This window comes from Kitasatospora sp. NPDC032150 (assembly GCF_055579945.1).
On record NZ_JBVIMH010000055.1, the window covers coordinates 1 to 22,069 of the forward strand.

A 22,069-nucleotide genomic window follows, 5' to 3' on the forward strand; every position below is an offset into this window, starting at 1 on the left:
CCGCACCCGGCCCGACGCGGTCGCCGGCGACAAGGCGTATTCCTCCCGCGCCAACCGGGCCTACCTGCGCAAGCGTCAGATCAAGGCCGTGATCCCGGAGAAGGTCGACCAAGCCGCGAACCGCAAGAAGAAGGGCGGCAAGGGCGGCCGGCCCGTCTCCCACGACGCGGACCTATACCGCGACCGCAACAGCGTGGAACGCTGCATCAACAAGATCAAGGAGTGGCGGGGCCTCGCCACTCGCTACGACAAGACTCCGGACAGCTACCTCGCCGGACTCCATCTGCGCGGCGCAGTCCTGTAGCTCCGCAGCCTCCGCCCCGCGTCGTGATCCCAACTTGAACAGGCCCTAGTGCTGCCCCGCGCAAGTTCGTGGAGGGGTCGGGGCTGCGGCATAGTCGCGTGACGTCCGGTTTGTGGCGATCTGTCGGACGGCCGGGCCGGGAACGCAACAGGCACGGCTTCCGAGATCATTGATTTCTCGACGCCCCTGGGAGACCGTGCCTGTCGACGCATCATCGTCGATCCGGCCTGCCCTTGACCGGCTCCGCCGACAGCCCGAGTCCTCGGACTTACCTGACGTCCCATGCCAGAGGAGGTTAGGCGTGTGCCATCGAACCTGAGAGAAGGCCGTCACCGGCCGAGCGGCAGATGCAGGTCGAGGATCATGTCGAGTGCCCGCACGCCGTCCGCTCCGGTGAAGGCGCCGACCGTCTGGAAGCCCTGCTTCTCGTAGTAACGAATGGCGCGTGAGTTGTCGGCGAGAACGCCGCCCAAGAGGATGATTCTCTTCTTACCAAATCGCCGTGCGACGTCCGCGATGAGCGGGAAGACCTGCGTTCCCACCCCCTTCCCCTGATAGTCGTCAGCCAAGGTCGGGCCGAAGCGGCAGTCCGTGGCCGCCAGCCGGATGCCGGCCCTGCGATAGCGGGCGATATCCGCGGAGTGGAGATCGAGGCTGAATTCCAGAAGGCCGACGATCCTGCCGGACGGCACTTCGTCAAGCACCAGTCTGAGCTTGTCGTATCGGGCGATCGCGTCACACAGTTCACGGGCAGCAGCGAGGTCGTACCCGTTGAACGTACTCAGCCGCCTCGATTCGGCAGACAGCCCCTCAAGGAAGGCCGCCAGATGATCCGCGTCAGTGTGCGTGAGTGGGCGGAAGACGACCTCCGAACCGTCATTCAGGTCCAGGCGCCGCGTCAGGACAAGCGGGTCCTCGGCGACCGCCGTCAAGGTGAGCATCTCAGCGACCCCCTCTCAAACTTCGGTGACACGAACCTACTGATCGCCAACCTTGGAGACAACGTTCAACCTGCGCTGTCGCAGGACACCTGATCACAAAACGGACATCACGCGACTATGCCGAAGCTCTCGTGGAGGAATGCCGGAAGGCGAGTCCGAATGCGTCGGACCTGTCAGGCGAAGGAGAAGCGCGCGGCGGCTTCGGTGGGCGTAGTCCCTTGGCGGCGTCCTGGGACGTCGTGGACGGCGGTTGCGCCCTCGGCGCGCAGTTGGTCGGTGGTGGCGTGTTGAATCATGATCGCGGCGTAAGCGCGGACGTCTGCGGCGGTGATGTCGGTGCGGCCTCGCCTCGCGTGTTGCTGGAGGAGGTCGGTGACGTCCGGGTTGAATCGCAGCATGGTCACCGGGGCGTTGAAGCGCCCGGCGATGGCGATGAGTCGGGCACGCGCTTGCGGGGTGACGTTCGTGGACTCGGCGACTGCGCTGTGTCCGGTAGCGAGCCTGGCGACGATCCTGCGGTCGCGTTCCTCGAAGATCTGTGCGTCCGCCGCGTCGCAGTCCGCTTCGGGGGGTGCGGTGCCGAAAAGTTCCGCGCGGATCTCGTCGCTGGATGCCACGGCTTCCTCGTCGATCTGCCGACGCGCGATCAGTGCCCGGACGAAGCTGGTTTTGCCCGAGGCTGGTGGGCCAACGAGGACGACGAGTCCTGCCGGCACTCGGATGAGCCCGAGGCCGCCCGGCTCAAGAGCGTTGAGGTAGAGGTTGCCCGCGCAGTCGAGGGCTTCTTCCAGGGAACCGGCTGACAGCCCGCTGGGCAGGATGGTGTCCCGGTAGCTGTCGTCGCTGGCCAAATAGAGGGCGAAGCCCCAGGTGTGCAGCACGCCGGTAAAGCGCAGGCGGCACAGCGGAAGGCTCTCCTGGCCAGGCAATTCGGCTGCCACGTAGGCGAATCCGGCGCGGAAGCGGACCGTGACGGCGTCCACGTGTGGCCAGCGTTCATGGGCGTGGCGGTTCAGGCGCTGACGCAGATGGTGCTGCATCGATTCCGGCGGGTTCTTCGGCACGGGCCCATCCTGCCGGGTGCGGCGGCGGCCCGCCATGATCGTTGGCTGTGCGTGCTGAGCGACGGGCGGGGACAGCGGTGGCGGTGGCGATCGATGGGAAGGTCCGCGAGCGGCTGGTGAGGACGGTGGCATCGGCGAAGTCCGAGGTGCGGGCGGTACTGCGGGCCCGGATCGTGCTCGCGGCGGCGGACGGGATCGCCAACGGCGCGACCGCCCGGGAGTTGGAGGTCAGTGTGAACACGGTGCGCAAGTGGCGGGGACGGTTCGCCGCCTTGGGTCTGGACGGCCTGCGGGACGCCGAACGCTCGGGGCGGCCGAAGGTGTATGGGCCCGAGGTGCGCGTGGCGATCGTGGGCGTCGCGACCAGCGAGCCGCCGCATCCGGAGGCAACCTGGTCGCACCGAGCCATCGCGCAGCGGGTGGCCGGCACCTGCTTGGCGTCGGTCTCCGCCTCCCAGGTCGGTCGAATCCTTGCCGGTCTGGACCTCAAGCCGCACAAGGTCCGTGGCTGGCTCACCCGCCGGGACACCCCCGACTTCTGGCAGCGAGCCGCCGAGGTGTGCGCCCTCTACCTCGACCCGCCCGAGGGCGCGGTGGTGCTCTCGATCGACGAGAAGACCGCGATCGCCGCCCGCTCGCGCCGCTATCCTGGCCGTCCCGCGCGCCCCGGCGAGCCCACCCGGCAGGAGTTCGAGTACCGGCGCCACGGCACAGCATCCCTTGTCGCCGCTCTCGACATCCGCACCGGCGAGGTCCTCACCGAGGCGATCACCCGCAACGACGCTGTGACTTCACCGCCTTCCTGGACCAGCTCGACCAGGCGATCGCGCCAGGCAAAGAGATCCACGTCGTGCTCGACAACGGTTCCTCCCACACGGCCAAACACACCAAAGCGAATCAAGCCCACAAGAGCAGCAGACCAGGATCACGCCACCTCCATGCCGGACACCGCCTGGCCAATACGCGGGCTCCCGCCAGACTCATCCCGGGCCCCGTCGCAGGCTCCCGGTTTTGATGCCACTTAGATTTCACTAACGACACTTCAGCAGTGGTTCACTTGCGTTCGTCTTCCTGATCCCCACCTGACGCCTCCCGGGCACCTTTTCCACATCGCTCACCACGATCGCGTCACCGCTTTCGCAGCATGTGGCGGTTTGAAGCCTCCCCCCGCAGGGCGGCTCCGAAGGGCCAAGTCCTTCATCTCTTACACAGCATTGCTTCCAGAACTGTTCCTGCATACGGTTCCTTTCGCATTCGTGGCACACGCGACGGGTGAAAGCTCTGGCCCTGGCACGGAAAGTGATCCAGACCCTGAAAACTGACCGCTGAACGGCGGATCAACGGTGACCCACCTTGGGTCACGTCCGCTGGAGTGGTGTATCGACGGCCACTCGGTGATTCGCTAACGGGCTATGCGGTGAGGGAAGTTGGGGCCATGTCGGCCCCGTTTTCTCCCTCAATGAGGTGAACGCGGCAGCGGCCGAGGATCTCGGGGCCCATGTAGCGGCGCTGTTCGGCCCACTCGTCGCTCTGCTCGGCGAGAACCGCGCCGACGAGCCGGACGATGGCCGCGCGGTCGGGGAAGATGCCGACGACGTCGGCGCGGCGGATCTCCTTGTTCAGGTCACGACGAACCAGCACACTTCCCTGGTCAGCACCGTGCGGCCAGGCGCTCGCCGTGGGCCGCGCCATGCGCTGAGGCGTCGCACTCCACGATCATGAGGCCACCGTGCGGGGACCCGTCGAGTCGTGCGGAGCGCCGGTTCGACCGTTCGGCTGGCGGCGGACACCCGTATGCACGCCAGACGCGGACAGCCGACCCGATCCGTGCCAGTTTGTTGCTGGCGACTTGACCAGCACCACCGACGCGTGGGTTTCGGCCCACCCCGCTGCGAGGCAGCCTGGGCACGAAGGAAGTGGCCGATGGACAGTGGCGGAGGGCCTCCTGGCACCTCAAGCTCCGGCGGCCCGCAACGCCCGAGATCGGACGAGAAGCACGCGCCGCGGCGCCTCGAACGCGTTCGCGCTGCCGCGGCGGCGCGGGCCGCCAAGGCGGCCGCTGGGACCCGGGCCCTCGTGCGGAGGGTCGAGAAGATTCCTCCGCCCCCTGGGCCGTTCCGTCCCGGCTTCTGGCGCAGCCCGATCCGCGGGCCCTGGCTGACCTCGGTGTTCGGCCTGGTGCTGCTCGTCGGCATCCCGTTGCTCTTCGTGACCGGCGCGCTGTCCTACGCCGCCTACAACCCCGGCCTCGGCGCACTCAACGACCAGACCCCGGACAAGGGCCTGCTGGGCTTCTACCTCTTCGACTGGCCCACACACCCCTACTGGCTCTACCGGCTCACCCAGGGCGTACACGTGACCCTCGGCGTGGTCCTGGTGCCGGTGGTGCTGGCCAAACTGTGGTCGGTGATCCCGAAGCTCTTCGAGTGGCCGCCTGGCCGCAGCGCCGCCCATGCGCTGGAACGGCTGTCACTGCTGGCACTGGTCGGCGGGGTCGTCTTCGAGTTCATCACCGGGATCCTCAACATCCAGCTCTACTACGTCTTCCCCGGCTCCTTCTACACCCTGCACCTCTACGGCGCCTGGGTGTTCATCGCCGCCTTCGTCGTCCACGTCAGCCTCAAACTCCGCCGGATGACCCGCGCCCTGCGCTCCCGCAACCTGCTGACGGAGCTGCGCACCGACCTCGCCCACACCCGCCCCGAGCCACCCGACCCCGACGGCCTGGCTCCGACCGCCCCCGCGCCGCCGACCATGACCCGCCGCGGAGCCGTGGGAATGGTAGGAGCGGGCTCCCTGCTGCTCCTCGTGGTCACCGCGGGACAGAGCATCGGCGGCCGGCTGCGCCGCACCGCCCTGCTCGCGCCGCACAACCGCGACCCGGGCAGCGGCCCGAACGGCTTCCAGATCAACAAGACGGCCGCTGCCGTCGGCGTCACCCCCGCGCACGTGGGCCCCGACTGGCGGCTGGAGATCCACGGCCCCAGGCCGACGCTCGTCCTCACCCGCGCACAGCTTCTCGCGATGCCCCAGCACGCCGCCGCACTGCCGATCGCCTGCGTGGAGGGATGGTCCACCTCCGACCAGGACTGGAGCGGCCTCAGGCTGGCCGACCTCGCCGCCCTGGCCGGCCTGCCCGACGCCGGAAGCGTCCTGGTGGAATCCGTCCAACCACCCGGCCCCTACAGCTCGGTGGTGCTGCGGGGCAACCAGATCCACGACCCCCGATCACTGCTCGCCCTGCGCGTCAACGGCGCGGACCTCTCACTCGACCACGGCTACCCCGCCCGCATCATCGTCCCGGCCAACCCCGGCGTGAACAACACCAAGTGGGTGCACCGACTCACCTTCAGGACCTGACCATGGCACGCTTCGTCCGCTGGTACGGCTCCGGGCCCCTTCACCTCCTCGTCCTGATCTGCTCTTTCGCCCTCACCGGCTACGCCCTGGTGCGCCTGTTCGCCGAGCGCCCGCTCGGGGTGGCGATCTGGTTCGTCGGCGCGGCGATCCTCCACGACCTGATCCTGCTGCCCCTGTACTCGCTCGCGGACCTCTCGGCCCAGGCCGTGCTTCGCCACCGCCCGGAACGCACCCCTGCGATGCCGTGGATCAACTATCTGCGCGTGCCCGCCTTCCTGTCCGGTGTCCTGCTGCTCGTGTGGTTCCCCCTGATCCTCGATCTGTCGATCCCCTACCAGGGCGACACGCGGCTGCCGGAAGACGTCTACCTCGGCCGATGGCTGGCGATCACCGCAGTGCTGTTCGGCGCGGCAGCGATCGCCTTCGCACTCAATCTGCGCCGCGCCCGACGGACCGGCCGTCCGAAGCCGAAATGACCGACGACCCCCACACGCAGCCCCCGCATACCGACCGCGGGCCGCTGTACCTGCGGCAGGCGGACGGGCAACGCCCCCGACTGACGCTGCACCGCCTGGACACGGAGCCCAGCACGGCCGACGAGACCCTACTCAAACGCTGCACCGGCCCCGTCCTCGACATCGGCTGCGGACCGGGCCGCCTCACCCAGGCGCTCACCCACCGAGGCATCGTCACCCTCGGCATCGACATCGCACCCTGCGCCGTCGCCCGAACTCTCGCCCTCGGCGCGGCCGCCCTGCGCCGATCGGTGTTCGACCCGCTTCCGAACGAGGGAGACTGGCAGACCCTGGTGCTCGCCGACGGGAACATCGGCATCGGCGGCGACCCACACGCCCTGCTGCGCCGTTGCGTCCAGCTCGCCGCCCCGGACGGAGTCCTGGTCATCGAGGTCGACCGGCGCGACAGCGACGAGCGCTGCATCGCGTGGGTGGAGGACACCCGCGGCCACCGAGGCCCGCCGTTTCCCTGGGTACGGGTGGGGGCGCCGACCGTCCGCAGGGCCGCCGACCTGCTCGGGCTGCGGCTCGATGACCAGTGGGTCAGCGGCCGACGACGCTTCCTCTCGCTCATCCGGAACCGTGTCCGATGAGCACGCGGCCGATCGGTGACCACGCTCTGCTGTCCGACTGCCGCTCGGCCGCCCTGGTCACCTCCGACGGCTCGGTGGACTGGCTGTGTCTGCCGCGCTTCGACAGCCCGGCGATCTTCGCGCGGCTGCTCGACGAGAACGCCGGCCACTGGTCCATCCGGCCGGTGGATCCGGCGGACGTGAGCCGCCGGTACCTGGAGGGGACCATGGTCCTGGAGACCACCTTCCGTACGCCTGGCGGAACGGCGGTGCTGCTCGACGCACTCGCCCTCGGACGGCGGGAACGCGGCCACACGCTCGGCACGGCCTCTCCCGGCGTCCTGATGCGGCAGGCCGCCTGCGTCGAGGGGCAGGTGACGCTGGAGATCACGTACGCGCCCCGGCCCGAGTTCGGGCTGATCCACCCGGTGATCTCGCCCGTGCGCGGAGGGCTCGCCGCCTACGGCGGTGCGCACACGCTGACACTGTCCAGCTCCGCCGACCTGACGGTGAGCGGGTCCACCGCACACGGTCGGATCACCCTGCGGGCGGGCGACCGCCTCGGCTTCGCCCTGCACATCGGACCGGCCTGGGAGCCGGAACCCGTGCGATGGCGGCCGTGGCGGATCCGACGGCGGCTGAGCGACACCAGGGAGGGCTGGCGTTCCTGGTCCGACCTCCACGTCGGCTACCGCGGCCCCTGGCAGGAGGAGGTGGGCCACAGCGGACGCGTGCTACGCGCGCTGACGTACGCGCCCACGGGCGCCATCGTCGCCGCGCCCACCACCTCCCTGCCCGAGCACGTAGGCGGGACACGCAACTGGGACTACCGCTACACCTGGGTCCGCGACGCCAGCTTCACCCTGCAGGCGCTCGCCACCGCGGCCTGCGAGAAGGAGAAGGACAGGTTCTTCGGCTTCCTCGCCCGGGCAGCCGCCACCCAGCTCCATCGGGGCGTGGACCTGCAGATCATGTACGGCATCGGCGGCGAACGCGATCTCAGCGAACGGCTCCTGCCCCACCTCACTGGCTGGCGCGACAGCGCACCGGTGCGCACCGGCAACGACGCCTGGCGTCAGCGCCAGCTCGACGTCTACGGCGAACTGCTCGATGCCGCCCACCAGACCCTTCCACCCGACGGCCGCATCGCCCCGCCCACCCGCGTCTTTCTGCTCCAGGCGGCCGAAGCCGCCGCCGACCATTGGAACGAGCCCGACCGGGGCATCTGGGAGATCCGCGGGCCGGACAGGCACTTCGTGCACTCCAAGCTGATGTGCTGGGTCGCCCTGGACCGCGCCATCGCCATGGCCCCAGCCCTGAGGGCCGAAGAACACACCCCGCACTGGCGGAACGTGCGTGAGCAGATCCGCCAGGCTATCGAGCAACGCGGCTGGAACCCGTCCGTGGGCGCCTTCACCCAGACCTTCGACGGCGACGCACTGGACGCCTCGGTGCTGATGCTCCCCATGGTCGGCTTCCTGCCTGCGCGGGACAATCGGATCCAGTCCACGGTCCTGACGATCGCCACCCACCTAACCGACCGGCACGGCTTGGTGCTCCGCTACCTGGGTGATGAGATTGCGGAAGGGGAGGGCACTTTCGTGCTCTGCACCTTCTGGCTGGCCCACGCCCTCGCCCTGACCGGCCGGACCCACCGCGCACGGCAGGTCTTCCAGACCGCTCTTACCTGCGCCAACGATCTCGGCCTGCTGGCCGAGGAGGCCGATCCCGTCACCGGGGAGGCCCTCGGGAATTTCCCGCAAGCCTTCAGCCACATCGGACTCATCAACGCCGCCCAAGCCATTCGCGACGCCGAGCAGCCGTCCCCCATCAAACGGTGTCCGACGGCGTGACCGGCGAGGTCGGCGAGTCGTTGTGCCGGATGAGCGAGAAGTTCTGATGAAGCGCATTCCAGCGGCAGGCCCTGGACGGTGGTGCGACCATGATCTGGTACCTGGTGATCAGGCGCACCGAGCGCCCGGTGATGGAGTCACGGCGAACGCTCGAGGAGCATCTGGGCTGGATGCGTGGCCAGCACGAACGGGCTACCGTGCTGATCTCCGGACCTGGCTCGGATAGCACGAGGGGGCTGTACGTGGTGCGTGCCCGCTCCCGTTCAGACGCGGAAGCGATCGCGCAGAGTGATCCCCTTGTGCGCGATGGTCAGGCAACGATCGAGATCATCGAGTGGCATGTCCACCAGATGCTCGGCATCGGCCCTTTCGACATCGACGCTCTGCAACGCGTCGAAGGTGGTGCGTGATCGCGTGTCAGGAGCCGCCGGCGTGCGGGGGCTGGCCGGGGTTGGTGAGTGCGTAGCCTACGAGCGCCTTCGTGAACCCGCTGCACACAGCCAGAGGTCACCTGATGAGCTCCGCTCGTCAAGGCCGCGTGCCACGTCGAGCCCACGCGCAGCTGATGTCGCGACGAACACGATCGCCGCCAGCACCTCGCAGTCACCGGGTCTGTACTGATGACGGTACAGACCCTGCTTGCGGTGAACCGGGGACGATGTTGAGGACGGCCATCATGCCCTTGTCCTCGTGGTTGAGGAGGTGGCAGTGGAAGACGGTCCGGCCGGTGAACTCGGCGAACCTGATCCGCACGACGGCGGTCCCCCTGGCCGGAACGTTGACGGTCTCGAACCAGCGGTGGCCGGGATCCGTGGGCGTGCCGTTGACGCTCATCAGCTGGAAGTGGTTGGTGTGGAGGTGGAAGGAGTGTTCTTCGTCGGTGTTGTTGACGACGTTCCACTCCTCGACGGTGTTCAGCTTGGCGGTGATGTCCACCCGGTTCGGGTCGAACTGCTTGCCGTTGATGTAGAACTCGGTGCCCGCGGCGTTCTCCGTGTAGACGATGTCGCGCCGCGCGGCGGGGTCGGCGTGGCTGAGGTCCTCGTTCGGCGCGACGTGGTCGGGCAGTCGTGCCGGGCTCATCGGTGTGCCCGCGGTGACCACGGTCGCCAGGTTCACCTGGGGGTACTGGTTCCCGGCCGGTCCGGTGTTGTAGGCGAGGGTCTGCAGCTGGGTGCTGCCAGGTGCGCCGCCCTGCACCAGTACGTCGAACCGTGCGGCGGCGGGGATGACCAGGGAGTCCGCGGCGTAGACCTGCTTGACCGGGTAGCCGTCCTGCGCGATCACGTGGAACGTCACACCCGGCAGGTTGAGCTTGTAGTAGATGTTGGCGCCGATGTTGGCCAGCCGCCACAGTTGGGTCTCGCCCGGCCGGATGCTGATGACCGGGTTCTGCTGGCCGTTGACGGTGCGGTTGGTCGGCGCTCCGATGCTCAGGTTCTCGGTCTTGACGGCGTCGCCCTCGACCTGGTCGTCCTTGAGTGCGATGACCCGCTCCTTGATGTGGCGCAGGGAGCGGGGCAGGTCCTGCTGCAGGCCGTCGACGACGATGACGCCCGACTCGCCGCCCGCCACCTGCGGGGCGGAGCGCATGTTGGCGTGGGAGTGGTACCAGTAGGTGCCCGGCGTGGCGTCGCGCGGGATCCGGTAGGAGTAGTGGTAGGTCTCGCCCGGCTTGATGGCGATGAAGATGTCGTCGGACGGGCTCTTCGGCGACACGTGGAGCCCGTGGACGTGGACGTTGGTGTTCTCGTTCAGCTGGTTCGTCATGGCCAGCTCCACCCGGTCGCCCGGCCGGATCCGCAGGGTGGGCGGCATGTAGCGGCCGTTGTAGGTCAGCGCGTACAGCTCGCGATCGCCCACCGCCACCTTCCGCCGCTTGACGGTGATCCGCGCTCGCAGGACTCCGTCGTGGCTCACCAACTCCGGCGGGTCCTGCAGCGGTTGACCCGTACCGGCAGACGGGGCCGCCGGGTGGTGCGGTTCAGCTGCGGACGGCGCCGCCGGGGGCTGCTCCGGTCGCGCGGCCGCCCAGGACGGGCCGGCACTGCCGGGTACGGACATCGTGGTGAGTATCAGGCCGGCGGCCAGCCAGGCCGAGGAAGGACGAGGCTGCATGTGACTGTCTCCATCAGAGCCGCGGATCGGTGACGACGCGGGATCGATTGCCGCTCCCGGGCAGGTCGAACGCCGGAACTCCGGGCGAATCGATCGCAGAGCGGATCGTGCGTTCGATACCACCCTGAACGACCACTCATCGCATGCCGGGACGGCCATCCGGCCTACAAGCCGCCTCTTCCCGGTCGCTGCGTCCACACGGCTGCCCCGGCGGTCTGATCAGGCGACGATCCGACGTGGGACCGCGAGGCATGGACTGGCGCCTGTTCCTGCCCTTGTGGGATCCGGGAGCGCCGGCGGGCGCAGTGCCGGATCCCCGCCGGTGAGGGACACCGCCCGAGGTGGCGCCTGGCGGTGGCGATACTCGACGAGTTCCTGATCCTGCGTTTGGCGGGGGCGTCACAGCCCGACCACGTCGGCGAGCAGGTCCACCTGTTCCAGCCCGCCGCCGTGGGGGAAGAGAATGAGTTCCTCGCAGCCGGCCTCGGCATAGGCATCGATTTCCCGGGACACCTTCTCAGGTGTGGGGAGGCCCGCTTCGATGCTCTTCTGGGTGTAGGTGCCAGAGGTGTAGTAGTGCTCTAGGCTGGTTCGCAGGCGTTGCTCCGCGTCCGGGCCGAGCGCGAAGTGCGCGGTCGCCACGAGGCGGGGCGCGTTCTCCCTTCCCGCGTCCTGCCACGCTTGTCTGACCCCCGGGAGCAGAGACCGGAAGTTCTCGACACCTTGGGCGCCCGCGATCCAGCCATGACCGTAGGTGACCATGCGCCGCAGGGCGGGCTTGGTGAACCCCCCGAACAGCAGTGGGGGGCCACCGGGTGTGGCCGGGCTTGGTCCGACACCATCGTCGTCCCGCCACTGCCGGGTGGCCGTTTCGAGCAGTGCGTCGAAGAGCTTGCCGCGGTACTGGAAATCGAGCCCGCTGGCCTGGTAATCGTCCTCCCGGGCACCGGGTGCCAGACCCAGCACGAGCCGTCCGCCGGACAGGCGGTCGAGCGTGGCGGCGGACTTGGCGAACAGTGCGTGGTTGGCGCGCAGCGGGGCCAGCAGGATGCTGGTGGTCAGCCGGATGCGGGAGGTGGCTCCGGCGGCGACGGCCAGTACGGTCAGCGGCTCGTAATTGTCGTAGACAAGGCGGTCGGTACTCCCGAGTGTGGAGAAACCACGCTCCTCGGCGCGTCTGGCCCAGTCGACGACTGACAGGTCCGGGCCAGGGCGCAGTACTGGCAGTCCGATCCCGATATCCATGGCGTCGTACTCCTTCCGGGCCGAGGCGGACCTTTGCCCTCGTCGTGGGTTGGTCGGGGGCAGCTGGTCCCGCTGGTTCACCACCCGGAAACCGTTACAGTCGGCAATCCCAACACTACCCGCCGGGGTTGCCATCGCAGGTGTCATGCGCGCCGTGCCCTGCCTCGCACCTGAGTGGAACGGGCGCGACGAACGGCACGGCCAGCGCCCGGTGAAGTGGTTCGACGCCGAGGGGCGCACCGCCGGCGGGGCGGCGCCCGGTCGGCGCCGATCATCTCTGATGATGAGTCAGGTCGCGACTGAAAGCATCTCAGGACGGGAGCGGGCGCACGGGGGTCGTTCACCGCAGTTCGTCACTCGAACGGCCGCGCGTCCGCATCGCCCGAAACTCCCGGGGACCGCGACCGCCCCGTCCACCGGCCGGCCGGAGCCCCCTGGAGGGGGAGTATCGGTTTAGCTCATGACACTCCCGCTGTGGGAGTGTCACGGGAATCCTGATTGACAGTCCCCGGCTGTGCTGTCCTGCGTCCTTGGTCCGTCAAGCCTGGGGGCCTGCCGGGCCCGGCGCCTGCTCGCCGGGCGGGGTCCCAGCCCTGAGGATGACGGAGGTGTAGTGGTTGGTGAAGAAGTACGAGTAGGACAGGCCTTCGTCGATGTTGCCGAACTCGTTGCTCATCATGGTCATCAGCGCCGTCGTGTGGGTGCCGTCGCTGGCGTAGGCGGTGAAGTGCTGGTTCGGTGGCAGTCCCGTCGCGCTGATGTCGACTTCGTCGATGCCTGGGAGTGCCCGGATCAGGGCCGTGCCCTGGCCGGGGCTACCGGGGACGCGCAGGGGGATGTTCTGCGTGCGCATGCCCAGACCTTGCCGGCCCAGGTTGTTCGTGCTGGTGGCTGGAGTGCTGCGGGCCACGTACACCAGGGCCATCGGTGACTGGCCGATGGGCATGGTCGTGGTGACGGACATGGTCCTGGTGTCGATGACGTCGACCGCGTCGGAGTTCTGCAGGGCGACGTAGACACGGGTGTTGTCGGGGCTCGGCCAGATGCCGTGGGGGCCGTGGCCGCTGTTGTGGATGGTCTTCACCAGGGTCGGCGGCGTCCCGTCGTGCGACCGGCGGTAGACCAGGGTCTCGTTGAGCCCACCCACGGTCTGGAGCGCGTAGTCGACCCCGTCGACGGTGACGAAGTTGGGGTGGTTGGTGCGCGGCCCGGTGTGCAGCACCGCCTCCACCCGGTAGGTGCTGGCGTTGAGGACGGCGGTGGTCCGGCCGTTGGTGGGCATGCCCAGCCAGATCTCCCGACCGTCGGGGGAGATCGCCTCGTCGGAGGAGCCTCCGGCCTCCTCGGGGATCGGCACGCGCCTGACGATCCGGTGGGAGGCCACGTTGATCACGTCGAGCACCTGGGTGCGCAGGTGGTTGACGTAGGCGAGCGTGCCGTCCGGGCTGAAGACCACCTTCGACGGCGCGTCCTCGGTGCGGATCCGGTCGACCTCCTTGCCGGCCTGCCAGTCGATCACCGAGACGTAGTCCTGACCGCGCACCGCCACCCACAACCGGGTGCCGTCGGGCGAGAAGAACCCTTCGTGCGGTGCCCGGCCCAGGTAGACGGTGCGGGCAACATGGTTGGTGGCGGTGTCGACGACGTGCACGGCGTTGGTGGTCACGTCGATGACGTCCAGCCACTTCCCGTCCCGGGAGAAGCCCAGGCCGTGCACGTCGATCTGCCCGGCGTACATCGCCCCCAGCACGTCCTTGCTGGGACTCAACCGCGGCTCGCCCAGAGCGATCGTGCCCAGCACCGTGTTCGTCACTGGATTGATGACGCTGACCGTGTTGGAGTCCTGATCGGCGGTGTACACCCGGTCGTTGCCCGAGATCGGCTGCGCCCCGGGCAGTGCCGGGGCCTGGAGCACCGTGCCCCGCACCGGCTGGGAGGAGGGAACCGCCCCTTGCACCAGGGAGGAGCCGGGGACCGTGCCGCCCCCGGGTGTCGACCTCTGCGCCAGGCCCACGCCCGCCTCCTGTGTCGAGGGCGGCGAGCTGCCGGTGGTGGACGTCAGGACACTCGCAGTCATGAATATCAGGGCCAAACCGAGCTTTGCACGCACTGGGTCCTCCTGGACTGGGGGAAGGTCGGTGGGCCCGCAGACAACGGGGCGGCTCGTCGAGCAGCACGCCAACGGTGACTGGCCTCCGCCGCCGGGCGGAGTCCCGAACCTGCGATCGATGACGCCGGTACTGCGCCGCCCTCGATCGCGTGGACTGGTGGACAACCGATGACAGAGCCCGCAAAGAGTCTGATCGGCCCGACGAGGAGTCACCGTCCAGGGTGGTCCGTCCGAGTGACATCCGGAGCAGGGTCGAGTCTTGGAAGCTTCGCCCGTCGCCTGCCGGTCGACGGGCGCCGGTAACGACAGCTGCGTGCCGGGGGGATGACCTGCTCCTCGGCGATTCCGGCGAGCATGTGAGCAGCCCGTAGCCGCATCAGCGGCCTTGTCCGGGGTGGCTGCGGCTGCCCGAGGGAGCTGTGCTGACCGTTGTGGTGGACGGCACGCTGTTCAAGCAGCACGGCAAGAAGGTGCGCGGTTCGGCCTGGCAGCACGACGGCGACGCCACGGGCCCGAAGCCGGTACCTGGGCGCGGGACCTGCTTCGTCGTGATCGACATCGTGGACCAACTGCCGCTCCTGGCCCGTCCGGTGTGCCTGCCGGCGATGGTCCGGCCGTGGCGGCCGGGACCGAAGTACTCCAAGGTCGGGTTGCCGCCTCGAGGACGCTTCTGCCTGCGGGGCCGGCCCCACCACTGAATGGCACACCCAGGATGCAGGAGAGCCCTGACCTGTGGTCGTATGCCGCTGTCGGTAACCACCGGTGCTCCAGCCCGAGTCGACGAGGAGTCCCCGGCTCTCCGAACAGCCAAGGATGCGGCCGGGCGCAGTCCGACGGCCGACGAAGCCGACCGCTCATCACCGCCGGGTCGGACAGCCGGGCTACCGGCTCACGCTACAGGGCACGCCTCCGTGCTCGATCCGAGAGGGAGAACATGGGTGACGAGACGGGCGCGGCCCTGGCGGACGGGTGGCACGAAGGAGGGTGCCCCGCAGGTCTCCTCGCGCGACGGTCGATGCTTCAGGGCACAGCCGCCGGCCTGGTCGGGGCGGCAGGCGGGAGCCTGCTGGGCGGCCAGGAAGCCACCGCCCGGGGAGGGGACGACAGCGACCGGACGACCGGGAGCCTGATTCCGTTCCACGGCCATCACCAGGCAGGCATCGCCACCCCGCCCCAGACGGTCGGAGCGTTCGCCTCCTTCGACGTGACGGTCGCCAACCGCGCAGAACTCAGAGAGCTGTTCCGCGTGTTGACGGCCCGGGCCCGCTTGCTGACCTCGGGGCGCACGGACCCGGCCGCGTCCCCGGACGCTCCGCCCGCGGACAACGGGATCCTGGGCCCCGGAGTCGTGAGGGACGATCTCACCATCACCGTCGCCGTCGGCGCGAGCCTGTTCGACACGCGCTACGGACTGCAGGCACGCAAGCCCGTCCAGCTCAAGACGATGGTGCCGTTCCTCCACGACGACCTGGATCCCGAACTGTGCCACGGCGACCTGTTGCTACAGGTGTGTGCCGGTCACCGCGACACCACCGTGCACACCATCCTCGACATACTGACCCACACCAAGGGCATGCTGAAGCAGCGGTGGAGCTTCCACTGCCAGCGCAACCCGCCCCGCCCGACCGGGACTCCGCGTGACTGGTTCGGCTTCAAGGACGGCGTCGCCAACCCCGACACCACCAATACCACCCAGCTGGACAAGGTGGTCTGGGTACAGCCCAACACCGACGAGCCGGCCTGGGCGGCAGGCGGGACGTACCAGGTGCTGCGCATCGTCCACTTCTTCCTCGAGGCATGGCAGAAGGTGCCGGTCGCCCAACAGGAGCGGATCTTCGGCCGCCGAAAGATCAGCGGCGCTCCGCTGTACGCCCTATCGGAGGACGCGCCGGACACGTTCGATCCCATCTACACCAACGACCCGCAGGGACTGGTCACCCCGCTGAACTGCCATGTCCGGCTCGCCAACCCGCAGACTCCGGAGACCGCGTCGACCAGCACCATCCTGCGTCGCAGCTACGACTACGAGCGCAGTCCCAGCCTGGACGGCCAGCCGGACCTCGGACACCTGTTCTGCTGCTTCCAGCGCGAACTCAACACCTACATCACCATGCAGACCCGGCTGGAAGCCGAGGCGCTCGTGCCCTACATCAGTCCGCGCGGCGGCGGCTACTTCTTCGCCCTGCCAGGAGTGCGCGACAACCAGGACTACTTCGCGCGCGGGCTGTTGACCTGACCGCTGCTTCCGGACCGGTCGTGCGGGAGACGGTCCGGGTCACACACCGAAGTTCCGCGAAGTACCCAGGAGGCGAGATGCGTTTCCGAACCCCCACCGACCGCGGCCCAGGCGGGAAGGCGGTCCGGCCGGCGCTGGGGGCCGGCATCGGGCTCCTACTGGTCTCCGGTCTGCTCGCCGCGCGGCTCATCCCGGCGTCGTCCCCGTCGCCCTCCGCCGCCCCACTCGCGGGCGTTACAGGCCACGTGTACGTCACCAACCAGCTCGACAACACAGTCTCGGTGATCGACGGCGGCACCAACAAGGTCATCGCGACCGTCCCGGCCGGCAACGCGCCCGAAGGCATCGCGATCACCCCCGACGGCAGGTACGCCTACATCGCGGAGAACGGATCGGCCATGGTCTCGGTGCTCGACACCCGCACCAACAAGATCGTCACCACCGTGCCGGTGGGGCACAACCCCACTGGCGTCCGGCTGAGCCCGGACGGCGGCTGCCTCTACGTCGCCAACGGCGGTTCGGACAGCGTCTCGGTGATCGACACCCGAACCAACCAGGTGACCGCGACGGTCCCGGTCGGCGTCTCCCCGGTGAGCGTCGCCGTCAGTCGCGACGGCGCCGCGGCCTACGTCGCCAACGCCGGGTCGCACAGTGTGTCAGTCCTCGACACCGGTACGCGGCGCGTCGTCCGGAGCCTGACAGCCGGCCGCTCCCCGGTGGGCGTCGCCGTCACCCCGGACGGCGAATCGGCCTACGTGGCCAACGAGACGGCCGCGACCGTCTCCGTCCTGGGCACCCGCGCGGGCACGGTCACCGCGACGGTCCCGGTCGGCGAAGGCCCCTTCGACGTAGCGCTGGCACCTGACGGTTCAAGGGCCTACGCCACCGGTCTCGGCCCGGGCACGGTATCCGTGATCGACACCCGTAGCCACCGCGTCTCGTCGACCGTTGCCGTGGGCCCTCCGGGCACCGACCCGTTCAACCTGGCGGTCGCCCGGGGTGCGGTCTACGTCACGAACCAGGGAGCGGGTACCCTCGCGGTTATCGACCCCAAGAGCCTCAAGGTCGCCGCGACCGTCACGGTCGGCACCAGCCCCTACGGCGTGGCGGTGAGTCCGTGACCGCGGCCTCGCCCGCTTCGAGCGGTCAACGCCGCCGCCGTCTTCCGGCCTCCCACCGATACCCTCGCGGTCCGGTTCGGCTACATCTTCGACGGCGGTGCGCCACGTGGCGCTCTGTAGCATCCCCGACTCAGTTGGGAGGAATTCGAAGGGACATTCCTGGATCACCCGCCCTACCTTGACATGAAAGCGGGAGGGGAAAGCAGCATGTCGGGAAAGTACCGTGCGCCCGCAGGCGCTCACGGCGTGGCGGTGCGAGACCCGCGCGATAGGGTCAAGGCTGGATTGCTTTAAAAAAAGGCCAGTTCCCGGTGGTGCAAGAAGACTCCCACTGGAATGGCGCCTGTCACCAGTGCTGCACCGTGCGGGGGTACGCCTCCGTTGCCCCCGCAACACATGCCGCTCTTCCCCACCTCCGGACATCTTGCCTCATGGGTGGGGGTCTGTCCGGGCAACCACGCCTCGGGCGGCAAGCGGAAGGGAGGTCGCAGTCGGCCCGGGCCCAAGTGGCTCAAGGTCGTGCTGACCGAGGCGGCCTGGGGCGCGGGGCCGGACTGGCCGGTGGCTGCGCAGACGGCGACGTCGATCGCGGTACTCGGCGCCGACAGGCACAGGTCCTGCGAACGGCGGTACAGCGGCTGCGGACGGGAGCACCGGAGGCCAGGATCGATCCATGGCGATTCGGTTGGGATTCGGGCTGCCGCAGATGAAGTGGTACGACCTCGCGCATGCTCCGGCAGAGGCGGCACGAGCAGCAGAGCGGATCGGCTACGACAGCCTGTGGGTTTTCGAACGGGTGCTGTTCCCCGAACGTCCGCGGCAGGGCCTGTACGACGTGCCGGGACTGGCCTGGCCGGACTCCTACCGGTCGGTTGCCCATCCGCTGGTGGTCCTCTCACTCGCCGCCGCGGCGACCGAGCGGGCCCGGCTCGGCAGCAGTGTGCTGATCGCGCCCTTGCACGGCCCGTTTCAGCTCGCCCGCGCCTTTGCGACGCTGGATGCGGCGAGCGGCGGCCGGGTGGTCGCGGGACTGGGGACGGGCTGGTCGCTGGACGAGTATGCGGCCGCCGGGCTCGCCCCCTTCGAGGAGCGCGGAGCCGTGCTGGACGAGTTACTGGATGTCTGCGCCGCGGTGTGGGGCCCGGACCCTGTGTCGTACCGGGGCAGGCACACCGTGATCAACGAGGCCGAGGTCGGGCCGAAGCCCGGGCACCCCATCCCCGTCTACCTGGCGGCGTCCGGCGGCAAGGCCCTGGAGCGGGTGGCCCGCCGTGCCGACGGTTGGTTGCCGACAGGCCTTACACCCGAGCAACTGGCCTTCTGGTGGCGTGAGATCAGGGAGCGGGCCGCGTCGCACGGCCGCGATGCGAGCGCGCTTCAGATCTGCGCGAGGGCGAACGTCCAGATCACCGAAGTCCCGGTCCGCGATGCCGAGCGGCAGCCCTTCGTCGGCACGGTCGAGCAGATCGTCCAGGACACGGCCGACTATGCCGCCGCAGGGGCTGACGAGGTGCTGCTCGACCTCCAGACGAACGCGCGGGATGCCGACGAACTCGCCGATCTGGCAGCCCGGGTTCATGCGGACGTCCGCAGCGCGGGGATCTGAGGTCGGTCCCCCACGCCGGCCGGTCCGGGATCGCGGGCTGCCACGCTTCCCGGATCCCTCCGCAGAGCCAGACTAGAGGAGCACAACATGAGCACTCCCGTCGTTCTCATCACCGGCGCGCTGACCGGAATCGGCCGTGCCACCGCGCTCGCCTACGCCCGCGAGGGTGCGAGCGTCGTGGTCTCCGGCCGACATCAGGACGTCGGCGACGCGCTCGTGGAGGAACTGGAGAGCAGCGGTGGGCGTGCGCTGTTCGTCAACGCGGACGTACGCTACGACACCGAGGTCGAGAACCTGGTCGATCGTGTCGTGGAGCGCTTCGGACGCCTCGACGTCGCCTTCAACAACGCCGGTACCGAGGGCAGGATCATGCCGGTAACCGAGGTGAGCGCCGACGCCTACTAGGCAACCTTCGACACCAACGTCAAGGGCACGCTGCTCAGCCTGAAACACGAGTTCCGGGTCATGCGGTCGCAGGCCGACGGCGGGAGCATCATCAACGTCAGCTCCACCTATGGCCTGATGGGCTACCCCGAGCTCGCCCTGTACGTGGGCAGCAAGCACGCCGTCATCGGCATCACCAAGGCCGCCGCCTTGGAGGGTGCCAGGTACGGCATCCGTGTCAACGCGGTCGCCCCGGGTTATACGCAGACCGGCATGTACGAGCGTGCCACCGGCACCGACGCGGTGCGCGCCGCAGTCAACGCCGTGCTCCCCCTGCGCCGGCCCGGGAGCCCCGAGGAGATCGCGGCGGCCGTCCAGTACCTCGGCTCCGACAAGGCCGGCTACATCACCGGCCAGACCCTCACCATCGACGGCGGCCTGATGTCCGGCTGGCCCCTCTTCCCCGACGCGGGTTCGGTCCCCGGTGGAACTCCCGATCATGGAAGTGGCACCTGATGAGCGACGTGACTGGAGCCGTGGGGCGTTGGACAGGGTCGGCGGGATTGCCGAGGGAAGCGGTGAGGGTCGCGTTGGCCCGGTAGCCGGCCCAGGTCCACCAGCGTGCCGCGTCGGCGTCGCGCGCCAGGAGACTTCCGGCGGGATGGACTTCGTGCGGCGCCCGTTCGGTACGCAGCACCGCGAGGGCGGTCTCCGCACGGAGGGTGAGGCGGACGCCGGGGTCTTCGTCGAGGAGCACGTCGCGCATCGCACGCCCCGGCCTTTCGACGGGGCGAGTTGCGCGTGTTCGACGCCGCCCTGCCGCTGCACACGGAGACAACCGGCAGGTGGGAGGAGCGCACCTGCCGGGACTGGGAGCCCGAGCACGACAGCATCGTGTTCTTCCGCCCCACCGCCTGACATGAGGTACGGCCGGTCAGTTGCCCGAGCAAGCAGCACGCGGACAGCCGCTTCGAGGTGACCCCTGTGATGTGGACACTCCAACGCCGCTGCGTTTAGCGTCGTGCGCGAGTTGCAAGCCCGTCTTCCATGATCTTGACCTCGGCCTGGAACGTGTAGTTCTGGGCGGTGGCAGGGTGCTTGCCATGGTTGGGCGCGTACTTGCTGGCCGACTTCAGACTCCTGGCCTTCATGCGCTGGCGCTGTCGCGCGGGCAGCAGGTTGGCCAGCAGGGCTCGGCCGATGGCGCCGACCAGGTAGGTAGGGCCGTCGAGTACGACTCCGGCGGCCAGAGTCACCTGGTCGCGAGCGGTATTCAGGGCGACGGTGAAGCTGATCCGGTCCATGTCCAGGCCCGGCTGGTCGGCTGCGGCGTCCGCAGCGGTTCTGATCAGCGCCTGATAGACGGTGAGAACGCCTCAGACCTCCTGCTCCAGGTCGACGGGGTGCCCGGAGCGCAGGACCCGCCCGTCCAGCAGGGTCGCCTTCAAGCTCGCGTAGGCGGTTTCCGCCTGCCACCTCTCGTGATACAGCGTCACGAGCCGGTCGGCGGGGTAGCGGGCGGGGTCCAGCAGACTGGTAACCAGCCGCCACTGCTCGCGGCGGACGGTCCCATCCTCCAAGGTGACGGTGATCCATGCCTCGACGATCCGCACGGGCAGCTTGCCGTAGCCCAGGCGGGCCAGATAGGAGCCGTCCGGCAGCCGCAGCTGGATGGTCGGACAGCGGCGGGCGGAGGAGCGCACCAGGAAGTGCGCGCCGGTGTCCTGGACGTCACGCAGAAACTCCCAGGCGTCGAAGCCGGCGTCCGCCAGGACCAGCATCGTCGCGGTGAGGTGGTGCAACAGGTCTTGTGCATAGGAGAGTTCGCCGTCCTCCTCAGGCCCGAACGCGGCGGCGATCATCGCGCGGGTACCGGTCTCGACCAAGGTGACCAGCCGCAGCAGCGGGAAGCCGAACTCGCGCTCCTCGCCCCGGCGCTTGGGGAAGTGCGCGGTGACCGGGTCACGGTCCGGCAGCTGCAGGCTGGTGCCGTCGAAGGCCACCGTGCGCATCCCGCACCAGTACGCGCCCGCCGTGTCGCGCCAGGCGACCGGGCCGGCCAAGGACTCGAAGAGCGCCTTGAGCGGCCGGGCCCCGAGCCGACGGCGGGCCCGTGACAGGGATGAGGAGTGCGGACGCACCAGGGCGATCCCGTCCAGCGCGCAGATCAGCTTGTCCCACACCGCCCAGTAGCCGCAGTCCTCGAACAGTGCCAACGCGAGCACGAAGTAGACCACGACCCGGGCGGGCAGCAGCCTCACCCGCCGCTGCACCGCCCGGGTCTCCGCGAGCACCGCGTCCACCAGCGCGAAGTCCACGATCTGGGTCAACTCGCCCAGATGCCCCGGCGCGAACACCCCCGCCGCTACCGCGACCACCCGTGTAATGACAGACTTCTCCTGCAACGGGACCCCTGTGCTTGATCGACTTTCTTCGCCGATCGTTGATCTACAGGCGTCCCGTTGCCTCGTTCAAGCCCCTTGACCTGCGCACTCACGCCATAACGCAGGGGCGTTGAAGAAGATCAAGGTCCGCGGCCCGGTCTGCCGTCCCCGCACCCGGCCCGACGCGGTCGCCGGCGACAAGGCGTATTCCTCCCGCGCCAACCGGGCCTACCTGCGCAAGCGTCAGATCAAGGCC

At 69.0% G+C, this 22,069-nt stretch carries 18 protein-coding genes and 3 pseudogenes; 13 read left to right on the forward strand and 8 right to left on the reverse strand.

Going from position 1 to position 22,069, the window contains the following annotated elements; genetic code table 11:
• The coding region (locus ACZ5ON_RS34155; protein ID WP_465600977.1) for a transposase at window positions 1-304 on the forward strand (304 nt) is incomplete at its 5' end.
• A gap of 329 nt (window positions 305-633) precedes the next feature.
• On the opposite strand, the gene ACZ5ON_RS34160 is transcribed toward ACZ5ON_RS34155, so the two are convergent.
• On the reverse strand, window positions 634-1,245 hold the full coding sequence (locus ACZ5ON_RS34160; RefSeq protein WP_465600979.1) for a GNAT family N-acetyltransferase: 612 nt from the start codon (window positions 1,243-1,245) through the stop codon (window positions 634-636).
• 173 nt (window positions 1,246-1,418) lie between these two features.
• The gene (locus ACZ5ON_RS34165; RefSeq protein WP_465600982.1) at window positions 1,419-2,309 is read right to left on the reverse strand and encodes an AAA family ATPase; all 891 of its coding nucleotides are present in this window, start codon (window positions 2,307-2,309) and stop codon (window positions 1,419-1,421) included.
• A 47-nt stretch (window positions 2,310-2,356) separates the two neighbouring features.
• Here ACZ5ON_RS34165 and ACZ5ON_RS34170 point away from each other — a divergent pair, with 47 nt between their 5' ends.
• Window positions 2,357-3,334, forward strand: a complete 978-nt coding sequence (locus ACZ5ON_RS34170; RefSeq protein WP_465600985.1) for an IS630 family transposase — start codon at window positions 2,357-2,359, stop codon at window positions 3,332-3,334.
• 385 nt (window positions 3,335-3,719) lie between these two features.
• Here the strand turns inward: ACZ5ON_RS34170 and ACZ5ON_RS34175 are convergent.
• Window positions 3,720-3,932, reverse strand: a pseudogene (locus ACZ5ON_RS34175) (transposase); the annotation flags it as partial.
• 300 nt (window positions 3,933-4,232) lie between these two features.
• On the opposite strand from ACZ5ON_RS34175, the gene ACZ5ON_RS34180 reads away from it, so the two are divergent.
• From ACZ5ON_RS34180 to ACZ5ON_RS34200, 5 genes are all read left to right on the forward strand, one after another.
• Window positions 4,233-5,669, forward strand: coding sequence for a molybdopterin-dependent oxidoreductase (locus ACZ5ON_RS34180; RefSeq protein ID WP_465600988.1), 1,437 nt, complete (start codon window positions 4,233-4,235; stop codon window positions 5,667-5,669).
• A 2-nt stretch (window positions 5,670-5,671) separates the two neighbouring features.
• Complete coding sequence (locus tag ACZ5ON_RS34185; protein ID WP_465600991.1) at window positions 5,672-6,145, forward strand: hypothetical protein; 474 nt, start codon at window positions 5,672-5,674, stop codon at window positions 6,143-6,145.
• A complete protein-coding gene (locus tag ACZ5ON_RS34190) occupies window positions 6,142-6,777 on the forward strand; it encodes a class I SAM-dependent methyltransferase (RefSeq protein ID WP_465600993.1) in 636 nt (211 codons plus the stop codon). Before ACZ5ON_RS34185 ends, ACZ5ON_RS34190 begins: the two co-directional genes overlap by 4 nt.
• Entirely contained in the window at window positions 6,774-8,609 is a 1,836-nt protein-coding gene (locus ACZ5ON_RS34195; RefSeq protein WP_465600996.1) for a glycoside hydrolase family 15 protein, read from the forward strand. Before ACZ5ON_RS34190 ends, ACZ5ON_RS34195 begins: the two co-directional genes overlap by 4 nt.
• Before the next feature lie 89 nt (window positions 8,610-8,698).
• Complete coding sequence (locus ACZ5ON_RS34200; RefSeq protein ID WP_465600998.1) at window positions 8,699-9,019, forward strand: YciI family protein; 321 nt, start codon at window positions 8,699-8,701, stop codon at window positions 9,017-9,019.
• Between the two features lie 193 nt (window positions 9,020-9,212).
• On the opposite strand, the gene ACZ5ON_RS34205 is transcribed toward ACZ5ON_RS34200, so the two are convergent.
• The 3 genes from ACZ5ON_RS34205 to ACZ5ON_RS34215 all read right to left on the reverse strand — a co-directional run bounded on the left by ACZ5ON_RS34205 (window position 9,213) and on the right by ACZ5ON_RS34215 (window position 14,049).
• Entirely contained in the window at window positions 9,213-10,727 is a 1,515-nt protein-coding gene (locus tag ACZ5ON_RS34205; RefSeq protein WP_465601000.1) for a multicopper oxidase family protein, read from the reverse strand.
• 399 nt (window positions 10,728-11,126) lie between these two features.
• Window positions 11,127-11,972 carry an LLM class flavin-dependent oxidoreductase gene (locus tag ACZ5ON_RS34210; RefSeq protein WP_465601003.1) on the reverse strand — a complete coding sequence of 282 codons (846 nt, stop codon included), beginning with the start codon at window positions 11,970-11,972 and terminating at the stop codon, window positions 11,127-11,129.
• 538 nt (window positions 11,973-12,510) lie between these two features.
• A complete protein-coding gene (locus ACZ5ON_RS34215; protein WP_465601005.1) occupies window positions 12,511-14,049 on the reverse strand; it encodes a YncE family protein in 1,539 nt (512 codons plus the stop codon).
• 452 nt (window positions 14,050-14,501) lie between these two features.
• Between ACZ5ON_RS34215 and ACZ5ON_RS34220 the strand changes: the two genes are divergently transcribed.
• From ACZ5ON_RS34220 to ACZ5ON_RS34245, 6 genes and pseudogenes are all read left to right on the forward strand, one after another.
• The gene (locus ACZ5ON_RS34220; protein WP_465601007.1) at window positions 14,502-14,780 is read left to right on the forward strand and encodes a hypothetical protein; all 279 of its coding nucleotides are present in this window, start codon (window positions 14,502-14,504) and stop codon (window positions 14,778-14,780) included.
• A 317-nt stretch (window positions 14,781-15,097) separates the two neighbouring features.
• Complete coding sequence (locus ACZ5ON_RS34225) at window positions 15,098-16,318, forward strand: Dyp-type peroxidase (protein ID WP_465601010.1); 1,221 nt, start codon at window positions 15,098-15,100, stop codon at window positions 16,316-16,318.
• A gap of 77 nt (window positions 16,319-16,395) precedes the next feature.
• Window positions 16,396-17,439, forward strand: coding sequence for a YVTN family beta-propeller repeat protein (locus tag ACZ5ON_RS34230; protein WP_465601013.1), 1,044 nt, complete (start codon window positions 16,396-16,398; stop codon window positions 17,437-17,439).
• Between the two features lie 396 nt (window positions 17,440-17,835).
• Window positions 17,836-17,970 (forward strand): annotated as a pseudogene (locus ACZ5ON_RS34235) (transposase); the annotation flags it as partial.
• 142 nt (window positions 17,971-18,112) lie between these two features.
• The gene (locus ACZ5ON_RS34240; RefSeq protein WP_465601015.1) at window positions 18,113-19,045 is read left to right on the forward strand and encodes a TIGR03619 family F420-dependent LLM class oxidoreductase; all 933 of its coding nucleotides are present in this window, start codon (window positions 18,113-18,115) and stop codon (window positions 19,043-19,045) included.
• An 87-nt stretch (window positions 19,046-19,132) separates the two neighbouring features.
• Window positions 19,133-19,945, forward strand: a pseudogene (locus tag ACZ5ON_RS34245) (SDR family NAD(P)-dependent oxidoreductase).
• A 497-nt stretch (window positions 19,946-20,442) separates the two neighbouring features.
• Here ACZ5ON_RS34245 and ACZ5ON_RS34250 read toward each other — a convergent pair.
• Both ACZ5ON_RS34250 and ACZ5ON_RS34255 read right to left on the reverse strand, forming a co-directional pair.
• Window positions 20,443-20,733, reverse strand: a complete 291-nt coding sequence (locus ACZ5ON_RS34250) for a hypothetical protein (RefSeq protein WP_465601018.1) — start codon at window positions 20,731-20,733, stop codon at window positions 20,443-20,445.
• 72 nt (window positions 20,734-20,805) lie between these two features.
• A complete protein-coding gene (locus ACZ5ON_RS34255) occupies window positions 20,806-21,807 on the reverse strand; it encodes an IS4 family transposase (protein ID WP_465601021.1) in 1,002 nt (333 codons plus the stop codon).
• Window positions 21,808-22,069: the final 262 nt, after the last annotated feature.